This window comes from Arachnia rubra (genome assembly GCF_019973735.1).
Taxonomy (GTDB): Bacteria; Actinomycetota; Actinomycetes; order Propionibacteriales; family Propionibacteriaceae; genus Arachnia; species Arachnia rubra.
Window position 1 is genome coordinate 1,777,626 of record NZ_AP024463.1, and the last position, 17,183, is coordinate 1,794,808.

General features: G+C 63.1%; 16 protein-coding genes and 1 tRNA gene. 2 read left to right on the plus strand and 15 right to left on the minus strand.

What is annotated here, in order from left to right:
• Window positions 1-198: 198 nt before the first annotated feature.
• The 3 genes from SK1NUM_RS08075 to SK1NUM_RS08085 form a co-directional block, all read right to left on the minus strand.
• A tRNA-Asn gene (locus SK1NUM_RS08075) sits at window positions 199-271 on the minus strand.
• A 60-nt stretch (window positions 272-331) separates the two neighbouring features.
• The gene (locus SK1NUM_RS08080) at window positions 332-1,057 is read right to left on the minus strand and encodes a histidine phosphatase family protein (RefSeq protein WP_212321009.1); all 726 of its coding nucleotides are present in this window, start codon (window positions 1,055-1,057) and stop codon (window positions 332-334) included.
• 37 nt (window positions 1,058-1,094) lie between these two features.
• Window positions 1,095-1,580: a hypothetical protein gene (locus SK1NUM_RS08085; protein ID WP_212321011.1), complete on the minus strand. Its 486-nt coding sequence runs from the start codon at window positions 1,578-1,580 to the stop codon at window positions 1,095-1,097.
• A 130-nt stretch (window positions 1,581-1,710) separates the two neighbouring features.
• Between SK1NUM_RS08085 and SK1NUM_RS08090 the strand changes: the two genes are divergently transcribed.
• Window positions 1,711-2,439, plus strand: a complete 729-nt coding sequence (locus SK1NUM_RS08090) for a sigma-70 family RNA polymerase sigma factor (protein ID WP_212321013.1) — start codon at window positions 1,711-1,713, stop codon at window positions 2,437-2,439.
• Between the two features lie 10 nt (window positions 2,440-2,449).
• Here SK1NUM_RS08090 and dnaG read toward each other — a convergent pair whose 3' ends face one another.
• From dnaG to dusB, 8 genes are all read right to left on the minus strand, one after another.
• Complete coding sequence (dnaG, locus tag SK1NUM_RS08095; protein ID WP_212321015.1) at window positions 2,450-4,285, minus strand: DNA primase; 1,836 nt, start codon at window positions 4,283-4,285, stop codon at window positions 2,450-2,452.
• A 34-nt stretch (window positions 4,286-4,319) separates the two neighbouring features.
• Window positions 4,320-4,928: a response regulator transcription factor gene (locus SK1NUM_RS08100; RefSeq protein ID WP_223927424.1), complete on the minus strand. Its 609-nt coding sequence runs from the start codon at window positions 4,926-4,928 to the stop codon at window positions 4,320-4,322.
• Window positions 4,922-5,974 carry a sensor histidine kinase gene (locus tag SK1NUM_RS08105; RefSeq protein WP_212321018.1) on the minus strand — a complete coding sequence of 351 codons (1,053 nt, stop codon included), beginning with the start codon at window positions 5,972-5,974 and terminating at the stop codon, window positions 4,922-4,924. The genes SK1NUM_RS08100 and SK1NUM_RS08105 overlap by 7 nt, the downstream gene beginning before the upstream one ends.
• Window positions 5,975-6,000: 26 nt before the next feature.
• On the minus strand, window positions 6,001-6,756 hold the full coding sequence (locus SK1NUM_RS08110; RefSeq protein ID WP_212321020.1) for an ABC transporter permease: 756 nt from the start codon (window positions 6,754-6,756) through the stop codon (window positions 6,001-6,003).
• Window positions 6,753-7,658 carry an ABC transporter ATP-binding protein gene (locus SK1NUM_RS08115; protein WP_212321022.1) on the minus strand — a complete coding sequence of 302 codons (906 nt, stop codon included), beginning with the start codon at window positions 7,656-7,658 and terminating at the stop codon, window positions 6,753-6,755. Before SK1NUM_RS08115 ends, SK1NUM_RS08110 begins: the two co-directional genes overlap by 4 nt.
• Before the next feature lie 88 nt (window positions 7,659-7,746).
• Window positions 7,747-8,853 carry an HD domain-containing protein gene (locus SK1NUM_RS08120; RefSeq protein ID WP_212321024.1) on the minus strand — a complete coding sequence of 369 codons (1,107 nt, stop codon included), beginning with the start codon at window positions 8,851-8,853 and terminating at the stop codon, window positions 7,747-7,749.
• 54 nt (window positions 8,854-8,907) lie between these two features.
• A complete protein-coding gene (locus SK1NUM_RS08125; protein WP_212321026.1) occupies window positions 8,908-10,194 on the minus strand; it encodes a citrate synthase in 1,287 nt (428 codons plus the stop codon).
• A gap of 252 nt (window positions 10,195-10,446) precedes the next feature.
• Window positions 10,447-11,589 (minus strand): tRNA dihydrouridine synthase DusB, encoded by a 1,143-nt coding sequence (gene dusB / locus SK1NUM_RS08130; protein WP_212321027.1) that lies wholly within the window; start codon window positions 11,587-11,589, stop codon window positions 10,447-10,449.
• A 58-nt stretch (window positions 11,590-11,647) separates the two neighbouring features.
• Between dusB and SK1NUM_RS08135 the strand changes: the two genes are divergently transcribed.
• Window positions 11,648-13,693: a M3 family metallopeptidase gene (locus SK1NUM_RS08135; protein ID WP_212321028.1), complete on the plus strand. Its 2,046-nt coding sequence runs from the start codon at window positions 11,648-11,650 to the stop codon at window positions 13,691-13,693.
• 79 nt (window positions 13,694-13,772) lie between these two features.
• Here the strand turns inward: SK1NUM_RS08135 and SK1NUM_RS08140 are convergent, their stop codons facing one another.
• Genes SK1NUM_RS08140 through SK1NUM_RS08155 form a run of 4 tightly spaced genes read right to left on the minus strand, consistent with a single transcriptional unit; the run spans window position 13,773 to window position 17,175 of the window.
• Entirely contained in the window at window positions 13,773-14,858 is a 1,086-nt protein-coding gene (locus SK1NUM_RS08140) for an ROK family protein (protein ID WP_212321029.1), read from the minus strand.
• A 24-nt stretch (window positions 14,859-14,882) separates the two neighbouring features.
• Window positions 14,883-16,058 (minus strand): extracellular solute-binding protein, encoded by a 1,176-nt coding sequence (locus SK1NUM_RS08145; RefSeq protein ID WP_212321030.1) that lies wholly within the window; start codon window positions 16,056-16,058, stop codon window positions 14,883-14,885.
• Window positions 16,055-16,237 (minus strand): hypothetical protein, encoded by a 183-nt coding sequence (locus tag SK1NUM_RS08150; RefSeq protein ID WP_212321031.1) that lies wholly within the window; start codon window positions 16,235-16,237, stop codon window positions 16,055-16,057. Before SK1NUM_RS08150 ends, SK1NUM_RS08145 begins: the two co-directional genes overlap by 4 nt.
• Before the next feature lie 8 nt (window positions 16,238-16,245).
• Entirely contained in the window at window positions 16,246-17,175 is a 930-nt protein-coding gene (locus tag SK1NUM_RS08155) for a carbohydrate ABC transporter permease (protein ID WP_212321032.1), read from the minus strand.
• Window positions 17,176-17,183: the final 8 nt, after the last annotated feature.

A 17,183-nucleotide genomic window follows, 5' to 3' on the forward strand; every position in this document is an offset into this window, starting at 1 on the left:
TCGCCATGTCTTGGATCTTGTCAAAGCCATCCTCTTCCCCCTCTGGCTTTCTTTTCAGTTAAAACGGCCTGGGTATCTCCAAGCGCCTCAGAAGGGTATCCCAGAAAACACAGGAAGTTAAGTTGGGGATCGCTTCCTGCCCAAAGGTTAATTCTCGAAAATAAAAACTGGCGGAAGTCTTCTTCCGCCAGTTGGCTGCTCCCCGGACTGGACTCGAACCAGTAACCCTTCGATTAACAGTCGAATGCTCTGCCAATTGAGCTACCAGGGACCGTGTGGCCTGCCGGCCACGCGAAGAAAAACTTTAGCAGGGTCTGCCTGGAAACGCCAATCAGCTCGATTGGCGCATCGTCGCGCTGCTTACCCCTGCCAGGATGAGATGGTCGATGCGGTTGAAGCAGCGCAGCTCGGTGTCGTTGCCGGGGAACAACCGGAACCAGGAGACCGATGTGTTGTCGAGGGCAAACCAGCTGGACGTCTCCCCCATGATCTGACCGGATCGCCTGCCCAGCTCAGCAGGGCAGAACAGGGCCGTCGCGAACAGAGACCCAATGGCGCCATGACTGACAAGCACGATGCAGTCCTCAGGCTCGAAGTCGCTGCGCACCCAGTCCGCCAGTTTCCTGGCACGCTCGATGGCCATCTCTAGGGTCTCGAACGGGCCGCTCCACCACCCGTCCTCTGTCGCCTCATCCGGCAGTCTCAAACGAGGTGAGATCCTCTGCAACTCTGCCCGAGGAGATCCCGGATGGTGCTGCTGGTCCATGATCGGCCCGGTGAATGGCCCGCCACGTTCCATCAGGTCTGGCTTTACCACAATGTCCATGTCGAGCGTATTGGCCAGGGGGGCTGCGGTCTCCAGAGTGCGTATGAACGGCGACACGAACAAGTGCGTGGGGTGCGCCGCGAAGCCCGGGAACCAGCCGGCCAGCGCATCGGCTTGGGAGCGGCCGAGCTCAGTCAGTCCTGGATCGGGGACCCGGAGTGACTCGTCACGGTTCTCTGCCCAGGTTTTGTTGTTGGTGGATTCGGCGTGCCTGATGAAGATGATGTCCACAGGGGAAGAACCTACCGGGTGGCGATGCCAAAGAACATCAAAGCTCGTACTCAGAACGTAATCGATCGGTTTCCGCCACCACGAAGGCCGCTGTCGTGGCATCCTTGAGGTTGGCTCCGCCGCTGACGCTGGCCAGCCAGGTCACAGCGCCATCCAGCAGATTGCGCCGGGCGATGATCTGTACGGCACCCACCGGCAGATCATGGTTCACCGTCATCACGGTGGAAGCCAGGATGCGTTCCCGGAAGATTGAGAGCACCTCTCCTGGGGAGTCGAGGAGACAGTCGAAGCTCTCACCACCGGCCTCCCAGAACAGGGACGAGGTCTCCTCATGCCATCCGCCACGCAGCACCTGCTCCCAGCCCCAGCTACGCCACTGCCCACCGAGACGGGACACCAGCGCCCCGGTCATGAGGACTACCACCCCGCCTGGCCCCTCCGCCCACCCGAGCAGGCGGCCACAAGCGCCGGCGACAGACTCCACCTCTGAGCGATACGGCAGGCGGCGAGTTCGGTTCTGCATGAGTCAATTCTGCCCCTGCAGCAGCGGGTGTCTCCCCAGAGGTCCCGAGTGTTGTCACTTCGTGTCCGGCTGTTGCCAATCTCACCTGGACCCTGGTCATGCAGCTGAAACCCATGACAGCCTTCCAGGCATGAACACCACCAAGCTTGTTCTACCGGCCTCGCTGTTGAGCGCCGGAGAGGAGACCAGTCTCGCACGACAGATCGAGGCGGGGATGTACGCCGAACATCTCATCGTTACCGGTGACCGCCGCTACCCCTACTCTGCGCTCCGGCGCGTGATACGGGCCGGAGCTCAGGCCAGAGAGCAGTTCTTCCAGGCGAATCTACGGCTCGTGATGAAACTGGCTGCCAGGTCCGCGCACCACCCGGGGTTATCCCTTGACGACCTGTTCCAGGAAGGCTGCCTGGCACTCGGTGAGGCTATCCGGCGCTTCGACTATCGCCGGGGCACTCGGTTTAGCACCTTCGCGTATGAATACATCTCGAGAACCGTGAATCATGCTGTCAGGACCCATTGCGGCAGCCTTGACCTAGTGAGGACAGCTCATGGTGGCCGACAGCCTGTGAGGTTCACGGAGCTAGACCAGGCACCCCCAGGGCTGATCACATGTGACGGCGGATTCGACGCGGTGGATCGTTCCTCCATGGATTTCCTCGAACTTCTGGGCACCGCTGGCCTGGTCTTGAAGTTACGGTTCGGCATCGGGACCGCGCGCCGGAGCCGTGAGCAAGCCGGGGAGTTGCTTGGGATGTCTGCCACGAGCGTCAAACGTCTTGAGGAACGGGCTCTCAACCAAGCGCGCATTCTGCTGAGCGCCGAGCGCTGCCGCGTCGAGGCCTTGTCATCCGCTGCCTAGTGTGGCCCTCTCACGAGAGCTGTTGTTCCAGGAGCTGTTTGCGGCGCAGCTCCAGCGCCGTTACCTCCTGGAACATGCTCTGGTGGGATTCCGGCTCCTTGAGTGGATCGGTCCGCTGGAGCCTGGACTTCAAGTCGCTGATCTGACGGGACAGGCTTACCAGGTGTAGTCGGTTCGTGTGGGCCAGGGAATAGCTCTCGTCGGCCTGCCGGAGCAAGGGCTCGACCATCAGCATCACCAGTAGCTGAAGCACCAGCTCATTGGGGGCGCGGCGCCGCAGTTCCTCAGCCCATCCCTCACCGGGCTCGGTGACGGAGATCACCCGGAACACCGCAGCGTAGCCAGGGTGTGAGAACTGCTCGGGTTGAACCGAGTTCCAGGCCTCGTCAAAGGTGAAGGGATATTGCAGCATCAGTTTGAGGGCATCGCGTTCCAGCCTGAGCGCTGGGTCGTTGGGGTCTGGCCAGTCCACGTCAGCTTTCCGGGACCGCGGCGTCGAGGCATCTTTGCCTCCGGAGGCGGGTGCCTGGCGGGAACGGTTGGCCACCTCGCGGCGGACATCCTCCAGGTCCATGCCCAGCATGTCAGACAGTTCCCGCAGGTACCCACCCACCATGGAGCGATCGCGGATCGCCCCGAGCAGTCCAGCAGCCTCGCGCAGCGCGCCCAGCCTCCCATCGGCGCGCTCCAGGTCGTATTTCTTCAGGACGTTCGACATCACGAAACGATAGATGGGGATCCGTCTGCCGACGAGTTCCCGCACGGCGGCTTCCCCGTCGCGCAGCCACAGGTCGCACGGGTCCAGTCCAGAGGGCTCGACCGCCACATAGGTCTGGGAAATGAAGTTCCGGTCCCCCTGGAACACCTTCAGCGCCGCCTTCTGTCCAGCCGCGTCACCATCGAAGGTGAAGACCACCTCCCCATGCAGTCCGTCATGGCTGCCTAGGAGGCGTTGGAGCATGCGGGCATGGTCTTCGCCGAAAGCCGTCCCGCAGCTGGCGACGGCGGTGTCCACCCCGGACAGATGGGCAGCCATCACATCGGTGTACCCCTCGACGACCACGGCCTGGGAGCGTCTCCCGATGGCCCGGCGCGCCAGATCCAGGCCGTAGAGGACATGCGACTTCTTGTAGACCGGGGTCTCGGGGGTGTTGATGTATTTGGCTGGCAGCCGGTCGTCGTCAAAGATCCGGCGCGCCCCAAAACCCAAGACCGCACTGGCGGAATCCCGGATGGGCCACAGCAGCCTACCTACGAAGAAATCACGGCCGCCATCGCGTATCAGTCCCGCTGCGCGCAGCGTGGCGTCGTCGAAACCCTGCGAGCGCAGGGTCTGTCTGAGGGCATGCCCGCCCCGAGGGGCATAGCCAAGCACGAACTGCTCAGCCACAACCCGGTCGAAGCCTCGCCGGTCGAGAAATTCACGCGCAGTCATCGCCTCGGGTGATGCGAGCTGGGCAGCGAAGAACTCCTGGGCTGCTGTGTTCGCCTCAAGAATGCGTTTGCGCTGTCCCGGCGGCTGCCCAGGATCCTGGCCATCATCGGTGATCCTGAGCGTGATGCCGGCGCGATCGGCGAGGGTTTGCACGGCCTCAGTGAAACTGAGGTTCTGCTGCCGTTGCAGGAAGGTGATGACGTCACCCCCCTCTCCGCAACCGAAGCAGTAGAAGAAACCACGGGACGGGGTGACTGTGAAGCTCGGGGTCTTCTCGTCGTGGAAGGGGCACAGTCCCTTCCACGAGCCACCGCCCGCAGAACGCAGGGCGACATAGTCGCGTACGACATCGTCGATCCGGCACCGCTCCCGAACCAGCGCGATGTCCTCGTCGTTGATCCGCCCTGCCATGGCGGGAAGTGTAGTACCGGTCCACGCCGGCCGGTCACAGCCAGCCGCGTTCCGTGGCAAACTGTGCCGCCTCCACCCGGTTCGCCGCTCCCAGCTTGCCGATGGCGCTGGAAAGATGGTTGCGCACGGTTCCCGGGGACAGGAACAGTCGTTTTGCCAGTCGCGCCACCGGCTCACCGGTACGCGCCAGCTGCAGGATTTCCTGCTCACGCTCAGTGAGGGGGTTGGGACCGCTGAACAACAGATCGTTGGCTAGCTGCGAGTCGACCGTGCGCAACCCAGCATGAGCACGGCGCACCGCCTCGGCGAGCTGAGGGGCCGGGGTGGTTTTGACGACGAACCCCACAGCGCCGACGTCAAGAGCCCTTCTCAGGTAGCCGGGACGATCGAAGGTGGTTACCATCACAACCCGCGCCCCGGGGAGCGATTCCCTCACCTGGCGGGCCGCATCGATCCCATCGATACCAGGCATCTGGATGTCAATCAGGCAGACCTCAGCCCCCGACTCCTGGGCAGCCAATACCACCTCGTCTCCCCTGCCGACCTGGGCCACCACCTCGATATCGGGTTCCAGGCCGAGCAGGGCAGCCAGCGCACCCCGCACCAAGGTCTGGTCATCAGCCAGCAGCACCCTTATCACCACGTAACCGTCACCTCGCATCCCCCGAGCCCGGAGGGACCGAAACTGAATCCGCTGCCAACAGCCGCCACGCGCTCCCGCATGCCGGCCAGCCCGCTGCCTTCTCCCCCACAGTAGCCATCCCCGTCATCTGCCAGTGAGAACCGGCCGCTGGTGAAGGTGATCTCCACGCGGGTCGCATGGGCATGGCGGAGCACGTTGGTGGCAGCCTCCCGCAACACCCAGCCGAGAACGAGGACGATCGGGCCCCGTACCTCTTGGGGATCGCCTTCGACTCGCACCTCGATCCCATTGGAACGCAACACCTTGACAACACGGATGGTCTCCTCCGCAACTGGCCGTTCCCACTCTCCGGTCACGCTGAGCCGCAACTCCTCCTGAGCCTCGGTCAGGAAGGCCCGGGTCTGCTCCAGCTCGGCCTTGGCCTGCCCAGGGTCGCTCTCGAACAGCCGCTCAGCCAGCTGCAGCCGGAGATTCGCGACCGTCAGGGAATGCCCGACGAGGTCGTGCACATCGCGGATCATCCGCTCTCGTTGTTCAGCGACCGCCCGCTGCTGCTCATGCTCAGCGGTGATGGCCTCATGCTCAACCAGCTTCACGGTGATCATCCCCATGATGGCCACCAGAACTGTGAGGATGGCACCGCCATCGCTGAGTCCCACACCCGCCCAGAGCATAACCGCCATCCCGCCCCCGGCAACGGCTATTGTGGCCGGAATGCGGACCGGGGCCCACAGACCATAGCTGGTGAAGGCCGCCAGGAAAGGGAACATGCTGAATGCCTTGGTGCCGATCGCCCAGAAAAGGATCCCGACCGCCAGCAGTATGAGCGCGCCCCGGAACAGCTGCCTGCGTCTCTCTCGTGGATCCAGATAGTTTCCCATGTCCGTGAAGGACCTGAGATAGGCGGGGACGAACAGGACCAGGGCCAGGATTCCCACCGTCCGGGCCAACGGATCCTCGAGATTCCACACCGACAAGGCGGGGAAAGCCAGGAAGACCAGCCAGATGGCGGCAAGCAGAACTCCGGTGGAGGAGCTCTGCCACACTGCCGACGGAAATGTTCTGGACGGCTTCACTGGCGTTTCCTGGAACGTCTCTGGCCGAGCACTGCGAGCCCAGTGAAGACCAACAGCCAGGCCAGGTAGTTGCCAGAAAGAACCCAGACCGAATCGGTCTGCGGTGGATTGACGCGAATGATCTCACCTTCGAGCTGCGGGTAGCGCACCAACCCAACATAGCCGTACATGGGGGTGAACCTGGCGATATCGAGCATCACTCCCTCAAGGGGCAGGAACACATTCCCGAAGAAGGCGAGGAAGACCATGGCGCCGCTAGCGATGCTGCTGGCACTCTCGGATCTCAGCAGCAGAGCCATCGCAAGACCGAAGATGCCGAACAGCACGGCTCCCAGAATGGCGGTCCCCCAGGTGGCGGCCCACACCCACCAGGCTTCGGCTTTCGCTCCTGTGAAGGCCCCCACCAGGAAGACGAGTCCGGAGGAGACAGCACCGACTACCAGGGCCACCACAACCTTGTTCGCAACAAAACCAAGCGGCTGCTGCCTGGTCAAGGCCAGTTGACGGCCCCAGCCGAGCATGGACTCCGTGGCGGCCTGCGCCGAGATCGCTGTCGCTGCGATCACAGCACCATAGGCGCCCATCGATGCCATGACATAGAAGCCAATCGTTCCGCGTCCCACCTGCTGGCCGGAGTACTCGGCCTTGCCAAACAGCAGATACATCGCGACAGGCAGCGCGAGGGTGAACATCAGGTTACCGACGTCCCGGAAACACCTGGCGAGCTCGATACGGACATAAGCGAGGTTCATGGCTGTCGCTCCGTCTCGGTGAGGGTGAAAAAGGCTTCTTCCAGGTTTGCGGCGGTGACCGTCAGATCCCAGGCTCCCCGCTCCAACAGCGCCAAGGCGAGGGCATCGGATTCGATGACAGTCGTGTTCAGGCATGTCCCGTCGAGACTCGCGTCATCGCCTAGAAACGGCCGGAGCTCTGCCACCAGGTTTTCTGCTCTGCCTGGGGGCAGCTGAGCGGTGAGGCGACGGTGGTTGGTCAGCCGGCGCACCTCGTCAACGGATCCATCGGCGATGATCCGTCCCTTCGCTATCAGCACTATCCGCTGCGCGAAGTTCTGCGCCTCCTCCAGGTAGTGGGTGGCGAACACGATGGTGCGTCCTCCTGCAGCCTGGGCACGCATGGAATCCCAGAAGTCGCGCCTGGCGGTGACATCAAGCCCGGCAGTGGGCTCATCGAGGATGAGGAGCTGGGGATCCGTTAGCAGGGCCAGCGCAAACTTGACCCGCTGCTGCTCCCCGCCGGAGCACCGGGACACCTGGCGGCGTGCCACATCCGCCAGCCCGGTGAGAGCCATCACCCTCCCCACCCGGGAGGTGGCACCCTGCAAGGCAGCGATCGCCCTGATCGTCTCCTCAACCCTCAGGTCCCGCAGTAGGCCACCGGTCTGGAGTACAGCCCCGATCTTGCCCTGCATGATGGCGCTGCGGGGAGCCAGTCCGAACACCTCGATAGTGCCCGAGGTGGGAGAGGTGAGTCCCAGCAGCATGTCCAGGGTAGTGGTCTTTCCCGCTCCATTGGGGCCGAGGAAGGCAACGATCTCACCTGGCTTGATGGTGACGTCAATTCCGGCAACAGCTTCGACGAGACCGTCAGGGCTGCGGAAGCTCTTGTGCACTCGCTGTAGCTCAATGGCATTCATGACCTCAACCCTCCAGCAGGCCGCAGGCAATGGCCTAGGGGGCACGTCACGTTGCGGGCATGACAAAAGTCATGACATGCAGCAGAGGTCAGGCGCCCCGCCCGATTCCCTTCGGGAGTAGGGCTCTGTCCCAGCCTAGGAGGCGTTCCGCGTGGTCGAAAGCAAAACGGTCTGTCATGCCCCCGACATAGGTCACGACCCCACGCACCGCATCCTCGGTGCGATACTCAGCGGGCAACTCGCCAGGATGCCCGAGGAAATAATCGACGAGTCCCTGCAACACTTTGACCACTGTGACGGACTGCGCCACCGACTCAGGACGAGTGTAAATACGCTCGTAATTGAAGCGGCGTAACTCCCCCAGCGCCCCGGCCGTCATCGGATCCATGCCAACCACGCCTGTCGTCATGGTGGTGTCGATCACCGCTCCGATGAATCGGGCGAGCTGGATTCGGCGTGCCGTGCCGGCCACGTCGGCCACTGCTGAAGGCAGCTCGTCTGTGGTGACTATGCCCGCGGCGACCGCGTCCTCAAAATCATGCGCACAATAGGCGATCCGATCAGCCCAGCTGACGATCTCCCCCTCGAGGGTGGTGGGCGCCGGCCGGGACCACGAGTGGTTCCGGATGCCGTCAAGGGTCTGGGCGGTCAGGTTCAGGCCCCGGAGCACCACGTCAGCGCCCCACGGCCCGTGGTCGTAGCCCTCCGGTAGGAATGCGTCGAAGGCATCCTCCGAGGCATGTCCTCCCGGTCCGTGACCGCAGTCATGGCCCAGGGCCATGGCATCGGTCAGGGCCAGATTCGCCCCAACCCCACGGGCTATCGCCACCGCGCACTGCGCCACCTCGATGGCATGGGTCAGGCGGGTACGCTGATGGTCGGTCGGATGGACCACCGCCTGGGTCTTCCCGGCAAGCCTCCGGAACGAGGCCGAGTGGACTATCCGGTCCCGGTCACGCTCAAAACAGGTGCGGAACTCGCAGGGTTCCTCTTCCCGCTCTCGCTCCCCCGGCCCGGAGGCGAAGGTCGCAGCGGGATTGAGGCTGAGCCGCTCCAGCTCCTCTCTCTCCTCCCGGCGCCTGGGTGGACGTGGCTCCGCCCGGGCCGACGAGTCGCGGTGAGCCACCACTACATCATCGCCATGGCCGTGCATGGTCCTAGCCCACTCACGGGCCCTGGGAAGCGGTTCTCTCATCGGGGAAAGCCTACGAGATATGAATCTGGGATTCCCCCGCCATACGCAGTGCCCTCACCTCTCGTCGCGGGGAAGCCACTTCATGAGCCGGTTGCCCGTGTAGAGCTGGCGGGGCCGGTAGATGCGCTGGGCGGAATTGTCGTTGACCTCTTTCCAGTGCGCTATCCAGCCCGCGGTCCGGCCGATGGCGAACAACACGGTGAACATGTCGAGGGGAATCCCGATCGCCCGCAGGATGATGCCCGAGTAGAAGTCGACGTTCGGGTAGAGGCGCCGCTCCGCGAAATAGTCATCTGCCAGAGCCGCCTCCTCCACTTCCCGGGCAATGTCGAGCAGCGGGTCGTCGATGCGCATGGACTCCAGGAGGTCGTGAGCGGCCTTCTTGAGGATCCTTGCGCGCGGATCGAAATTACGGTAAACGCGATGCCCAAAACCCATCAGCCGGATCCCAGACTTACGGTTCTTGGCCTTTGCGAGGTAAGAGCTGACCGACATGCCATCGTCCCGGATCCGCTCCAGCATCTCGATCACCGCCATGTTCGCCCCACCATGTGAGGGTCCCCACAGGGCGGTCACACCCGCCGACACCGATGTGAACAGGTTCGCCCCGCTGGATGCGACCATCCTCACCGTGGAGGTCGAGCAGTTCTGCTCGTGATCGGCGTGGAGGACGAAGAACATGTTCAGCGCATGGGCCGCCTCGGGAGTCACCTCGTATTCTCGGTAGGGCACGGTGAACATCATGTGAAGGAAGTTCTCGGCGTAGGACAGGTCATACCGCGGATAGGCGACAGGCTGGCCGACATGGCTCTTGTACGAGGCAGCGGCTATGGTGCGTGTCTTGGCCAGCAGCAGCGCCGCGGCCCTACGGAATCCCGCCTCCCCAGTGATATGGATCTCAGGTAGGTCGTAGGCCTGGATGGCATTGATCATCGCGGAAAGTATCGCCATCGGATGGGCATCAACAGGGAACCCATCGAAGTGTTTGCGCATATCCCGGTGTAAAGAAGAGTTATCGGTCAGTAGCTGACGGAACTCATCCCGCTCCTCATCGTCGGGCAGATCACCGAAGATCAGCAGCTCCGCCACCTCGATGAAGGACGAGCGGGCTGCGAGATCTTCAATAGGCACCCCGCGATACCGCAGGATGCCATGTTCCCCGTCGATGAAGGTGATGGCGGATGTACAGGATCCGGTGTTGCTGTATGCGTCATCGAGGGTGATGAGACCGGTGGTGGAGCGCAGCTTGGAGATGTCGACAGCTCTCTCTCCCTCGGCGCCGGTGATAAGGGGCAGCTCGTAGGCGATGCCGTCGACGGTCAGGGTCACGGTATCGGACATGGGACTCCTCCGCTTCTTAAGATTGGGTCACCGTATCCGGGTTGTGTGACACGCTTGTTACGGGATGGTGAAAGCTGGTGTCCGTGCGCCGGGAATTCATCGGTGGCAGGCGACTCTGGACGGTTGCTGCGCCAAGGCAACTGAGCGAAATGCCACCGGGTGCACTGTGAGCGAAGTGACCCTCGGCACAGGCACCGTTTCCGGGAGAAGAAAACCACCTGAATGAATCCACGACACGGCACCAGCACCGACTCATCCTCCGCTGACCCCGTCCTCGGCCTCGGTGAGGTCCAGTTCACGGCCCCCGGTGTCGTCATACCAGCCGTGGGGCAGGACCACCTTGCTCCTGGGACCTCCTTGCCGTCCCCTCGGGGTACCTAGCTCTCCTACGGGGAAGGGCTGGTCGGCGTCGAGGAGGCCAACCAGCCGGCGCAACTCATCAAGCGAGGCGACCATGGCGAATCGGCGGCGCAGTTCGCCGACAGGATAACCCTTGAAGTACCAGGCCATGTGCTTGCGCAGATCCACCACACCACGCTCTCCCATCAGCGCGGTCAGCAGCTCAGCATGACGGACGATCATGGCACCGACCTCTCCAAGGGTCGGTCGGGCACGCTGGGGTTCCCCGGCGAAAGCGGCTGCAAGGTCGCCAAACAGCCATGGCCTACCCAGGCAGCCACGCCCGATCACCACGCCGTCGCAGCCGGTCTCAGCCATCATCCGCAACGCGTCCTCGGCTTCCCACAGGTCACCGTTGCCCAGAACGGGGATGCCCACGGCCTGCTTGAGCTCCGCGATGCGGGACCAGTTGGCTTTCCCCGAGTATGCCTGCTGCACGGTGCGGGCGTGCAGGGCGATGGCGGCTGCCCCTTCCTCCTCAGCGATGCGTCCCGCGTCAAGGAAGGTTTCATGGTCCGCGTCGATCCCAATCCGGGTCTTGACTGTGACGGGAACCCCGAATTCATCCGCAGCGCGGACCGCTGCCCTGATGATGGCGCGGAGGCGATCACGCTTGTATGGCAGCACACCGCCCCCGCCTTTGCGGGTCACCTTGGGGACAGGGCAGCCGAAATTGAGATCGATGTGGTGGACACCATGGCCAGTGATCAGAGTCCTCGTGGCCTGCGCCATGATCTCAGGGTCAACGCCGTAGAGCTGCACTGACCGGATGGTCTCGCTCGGGCCAAAGGTGAGCATGGAGCGGGTTTTCTGGTCGCCAGCGATGATTCCTCGCGATGTCAGCATCTCGCAGACATATAACCCGGCACCCTGCTCCAGGCAGAGCGCCCGGTAGGCGGCGTTCGTGATGCCGGCCATCGGTGCCAGCACCACAGGAAGCGGCACCACGACGGCATCACGTCGGCTGGGCGCGTGCAGGCGAAGCGACTCGACCACTCAGGTTCCCCTTCCATCTTCCAGACCGGGAGATTCTACGCGTGGTTGGATGGAGGCCATGAATCCGTTGCTGACTCCCTCGACGCTGCCTTTCCAACTTCCCGACTACGCCAATCTGACCGACGCACAGTTCAAGGAGGCTATAGAGGAGGGCCTGGCGCAGCAGAGAGCCGCTCTGGAGGCAATCGCAACCAACCCCGAGGCACCCGATGCCGAGAACACCATCATCGCCTGGGAGCTCAGCTCGGCTACCTTGGATCGTGCCGGTTCAGCCTTCTGGGTCGCGAAAGCGGCTGATGCCAATGAGCAGCGCGACGCCGTCGAGACGGCGCTGGCCCCCAGGCTGGCAGAGCACAACAGCATGATCCTGCTGGACAGTCGCCTCTTTAACCGGCTGGTTAGGCTCCGCGACCGCGCAGACACCGGGGAGGTGACCCTGAGTGAACAAGACCGCTACTGGCTCGACGAGCATATTCGCGAGTTTGAGCGCTCAGGCATCGCGCTAGATGACGCTGCGCAGCAGCGACTGCGGGAACTGAATGTGGAGCTGGCTGGGCTGTCCGTGGCCTTCGAGCAGGCTCTCGTGGATGGCCGTAACGCCTCAGCCGTGCTGGTAACTGACCGGTCTGATCTGGCTGGCCTGGGGGATGAGGAGGTCAAGGCGGCCCGGGAGGCGGCCCAGGCCCTGGGGCAGGAGGGCTGGCTGATTGAGCTGACCAACACCACTGGCCAGCCGGTACTGGCGGATCTGGTGAACCGTGACCTGCGCCGCCGCGTCTTCGAGGCTTCCGTGGGGAGGGGCCTGAGCGGCCCATACGACACCCGCCAGCTCGTGCTGGACATCGCCCGGCGCCGCGCGGAACGCGCCCGGCTCCTGGGCTACGAACACCATGCCGCCTGGGTAGCTGCCGACGGGTGTGCACGGACCACCGAGGCAGTTCTCGGCCTGCTCAGGCAGGTCACGCCAGGGGCAGTCGAGTTGGCGAATCGTGAGGCCGAGGAGCTACAGCAGGCCCTTGAGGAGGATGAGCCGGGCGCGAGGCTCGCTGCCTGGGACTGGGAGCACTATGCCGCGAAGCAGGCTGCCTCCAAGACCATAGATCCTGCGGTGCTGCGCCCCTACCTGGAGTACCACCGGGTGCTGCATGAAGGGGTTTTCGCGGCCGCCACAGCTCTTTACGGCATCACCTTCCATGCCCGCCCCGAACTTCACGGCTTCACCGGAGAGTCAGAGGTGTACGAGGTCTGCGAAACTGACGGTAGCACGCTGGGGGCGGTGATTCTTGACCCGTTCACCCGGAACACCAAGCGGGGCGGAGCCTGGATGACCTCCATCGTCGACCAGGCGGACCTGACCAAGGCCCTGCCGGTGGTTACAAACACCTGTAATTTCCCCCGTCCCACCGAGGGTTCCCCGAGTCTGCTGAGCTGGGACAACGTGATCACGATGTTCCACGAGTTCGGCCACGCGCTCCATGGCCTGCTCTCAAAGGTCAGGTATCCGTCCCGCTCCGGCACAGCAGTGCCTCGTGACTTTGTGGAGTTTCCCTCGCAGGTGAACGAGCTGTGGGCCTGGGATGCGAAGCTGATCTCCCGGTTCGCGGTCCATCATGAGACCGGTGCGCCCCTGCCTGCCGCACTGGCTGAGAGGCTCCGGGCCTCGCGGTCCGTCGGTGAAGGACACCATACTCTGGAGCTGGTGGCGGCGATGCTACTGGATCAGGCCTGGCACAGCACTACCCTGGAGGAGTTGCCGGCCTCGGTTGATGAGCTGGAGGGATTTGAGGCCGCTGCCCTACAGCGGGCTGGTGTCGCGCATGAGCTGGTCCCGCCGCGGTACCGTTCGTGCTATTTCAGCCACATCTTCGGCGGCGGCTACGCGGCTGCCTACTACGGATATCTGTGGGCGGAGGTCATGGACGCCGATGCCTGCGCCTGGTTCAAGGACAATGGCGGTCTCAACCGGGAGGCTGGCGAGCATTTCCGCCGCGAGTTGCTGAGACACGGTGGGAGTATTGAACCCATGGAGTCGTGGCGTGGTTTCCGCGGCGCAGAGCCCGATGTTTCTCATCTGCTGCGCCGCAAGGGACTTGCCAACGCCTAGAGATCCTGTGCCGCCGGGATTCCCGGAGGTGGGGCTGAGACCCTGCCCGGGAATCCCGTGGTCACGACCTGTGCCGCAATCAGTAGGCGAGGCTCAGCCGCGTTGCCACTGCTGCGGCGCCACGGGCCCAGGCATGGAAATCCTGTTCGGCCAGCACCAGCTCAGGTGGGTCGATGTTCTCGAAACGCCGGTCCCTCAAAACCTGCTGGATCAGATCCACCCGATCCTTGTAGTGGATGATGCCCTCACCAGTCAGCAGGACCCGCTCCGGACCCCAGAACTGCTTGGCCAGCACCACCAGTTCACCGAGAGCGACAGCCGCACGGTCAAGTACCGCCACGATGGCCGGATCATCCGCCTGAGCCAGTTCCTCCAGCGACACCTCCCGGCCGGCAGACTCACTGGCTGCTGCCCGGAGTGGTTCGTCGGCGAGCGCGTCATGGAAGCGCTGCCCCCACGTCGTCCACGCCTCGCCCACCATCCCAGTCGATCCCTGGTGTCCGACGACCAGCTCATCGGCAACCACGGCCCCAGCCCCCACACCTGCCCCAACGGTGATGACGACGAAATTATGGGTCCGGCGCCCATGCCCGACCCAGTGCTCGGCCAGGGTCAGGGCATCGACGTCGTTGGCGGCCTTACACGGCAGTCCGCAGGCCTCGGTGACGAGGGCAGTCAGGTTGCCGCCTCCCCAGCCAAGCAGAGGCGCCGCACGCACCTCTCCGTGCGGATCGACAGCGGCTGCCAGCGCCACACCCACCGAGGTCGGCTCGTGAGGCCCGGAGAACTCGTCGACAAGCTGTGCGATGGCCTGTGCGGTCGTTTCTATCGTAGAGGTGTCCGCCTGGCGGACATCAGTGGCCCGGACATGGCCAGCAAGCCCGGTCACCACCGCGTGCAACTGCCCCGGCACCACCTTCACGCCGACGAATCGCGCAGCATCATCAACCACCACCAGTGGCAGGGCGGGACGCCCAAGCTGTTTTGCGGGTGTGGGGCGTCGTTCCTGGAGAATCCCGGCGGCAACAAGCGGCGTGGTCAGCCTGGTCATCGAGCCGGAGCTCAGACCGGTGCGCTGGGCCACGCCGACCCGCGCGATGGGACCGTGGCGCAACACCGTCTGCACCACTAGTCGCGAAGTGGGATCGATGGAGCTGAGAATCACTGGCGTCTTTCCTCCCGATACTCGTCACGATGATGTTAGCGACAACAGCCTATTGACTTGGTGATTCAGTTCGCTCAGGTAGGTTACATCCTTCTGACCGATGAAGACCGCCTCGAACCCTGGAGATGTTAGGGCAGCCACGTCAGCGGCGTTCACGGTCACCGCGGGATCCTGGGTGGTGCCGTCCTTGACGTGCAGGGCGAATGGTCCAACATCGAATCCTGCGTCCTCACGGACCTGGATGGAGCGTTCCATGGCTTCGGAACGGGCCGGCAGCACCACCCCGGCGTCGGCGACCTTCATCTGGCATTCAGAGGACCCCAGATAGGCCACCCACTTACCCGCCGCTGCCTTGTCGTCGGCAAACTTGGTGACCGAGTCTGCAAGGCCGTTGAACGGACTCGCGCGATGTCCGCGGGGCCCGACTGGTGTGGGGACGATCTGCAGATCGATGCCGGGGATGGAGGCGAAGGTGGAGATCATCCAAGACCCATTCATGCCCAGCACGGCTTTGCCCTGGGCGACCTGCTGATACGAACCTGAACGCTTCCCGAAGATCTCGTAGGAAGGCATGTATCCCTTTTCGACGAGACCGAAATACCAGGCAATGGTCTTCTGGAAATCGGGATCATCCAGGTTGAAATGGGTGCCCCAGGGGTTCTTATCCAGGGGATTCCACCCGATGGAGCCGGTGTAAGCACCCCATTGAGTCTGCCCGAGGTTCTCACCTCCAGCTCCCTCGGAGGCCAGCCCGTAGACCGCGACGTTCTTCTTGTCGAACCCCGGTTCATCACCCCGGATGCCATTGGCATCGACGCTCAGGTGAGCGATGATCTTCTCAAAACTGCCCCCGTCAACGGGATTCCAGTCCATGTTCATCAGCTGTTCCCGGCTGATCCCAGCTGCGTCGGTGGCCTTCTGGTCGTAGAAATAGGCGATAGTGTCCCAGTCCTTCGGGATTCCGTAGCGTTTGCCGTCTCGCCCCTTCCAGAGTTCGGCTAGGTTACCGACGTACTCGGAGTCGTCGACATCATGGGTGGCCTCAAGGTCATCAAGCGGTACCAGAACCTGCAGATCGACGAACTGGGCATATTTGGTCAGGTGGTTGGTGAACACGTCGGGGGTTTGTTCGGCTATGAACCCGGCGGTCAGCTTGCTCCAGTAGTCGTCCCACCCGTACTGGGTGATCCTGATCTTCAACCCCGGTTCACCGTCTCGAAGGCATCAGCGCAGGCCTGGTAGCCGGGCTGCTGGGTGGCGTCCCACAGCCAGTAGTCGATGACACCGTCTGGCCCCTCTCCTCCTTTAGTGGTGCACGCTGCGGCAAGCAGGACTTCAGCTGCTAAAACCGGCAGGATTTTTGCAATTCGTTTCTTCATTTCGATCCTTATTTGATGCCGCTGAAACCGATGGAGTTGACGATGCGTTTGGCGCGGAAGGCAAAGAGCAGAAGCATCGGGACCGCGGCCACGAGAGCAGCTGCCATCAGACCGGACCAGTCAGGCCCGGTGTTTGGGGTCTGGGACCGGAAAAATCCCAGACCGACTGTGAGCACACGTGAGTTCTCGGAGTAGGACACCATCAGCGGCCAGAAATAATCATTCCAGGATGTGATGAAGGTCAGCAAGGAGATCGTTGCGATCGGGGCAGCTGACATGGGCAGGATCAGGCGGAAGAAATTGCCGATCTTACTGGAGCCGTCGAGCAGGGCCGCCTCTTCCAATTCCACGGGGACATTCATGAAGAACTGCCGCAGGAAGAAGACCGCGAAGGGCGTCATGAACATAGTGGGCAGCGAGATGCCGAGCAGAGTGTCGATCAGGCCAAGCTGTTTGATCAGGACGAAATTGGGCAGGAACGTGAAGATTGCCGGCACCATCAGGCCACCGAGGAACAGGCTGTAGATCAGATCGCGGCCTTTCCACTTCAACCGTGAGAATGCATAGGCCGCGCAGGCGGAGAAGAAGACCTGCCCAAAGGTGACCAGGGTTGCGACGATGATGCTGTTGCCCAGATAGCGCCAGAAGTCGATGGACTGGCCGGAACCTCCCTCCGCCAGTGCCGCTTCGCCCGCCTGGATCCCGAAAACCCGGGCAAAGCTGCTCGTGTTCCAATCGGTTGGCAGCCACGTGACGGCTCCGCTGTACAGGGAGGAATTGGAGGATAAGGCGGTGCGCAGAATCCAGTAGAGGGGGAACAGGGTGATCAGCATGACGATCCCCATCACAACCCAGGCACATGCTCTCCCCCAGGAGAGACGGTGGTGGGCGTTGGCCATCCGCATCCGCTGGCGAGCTGTAATTGTGTTAGCGGACATGTCTTCAC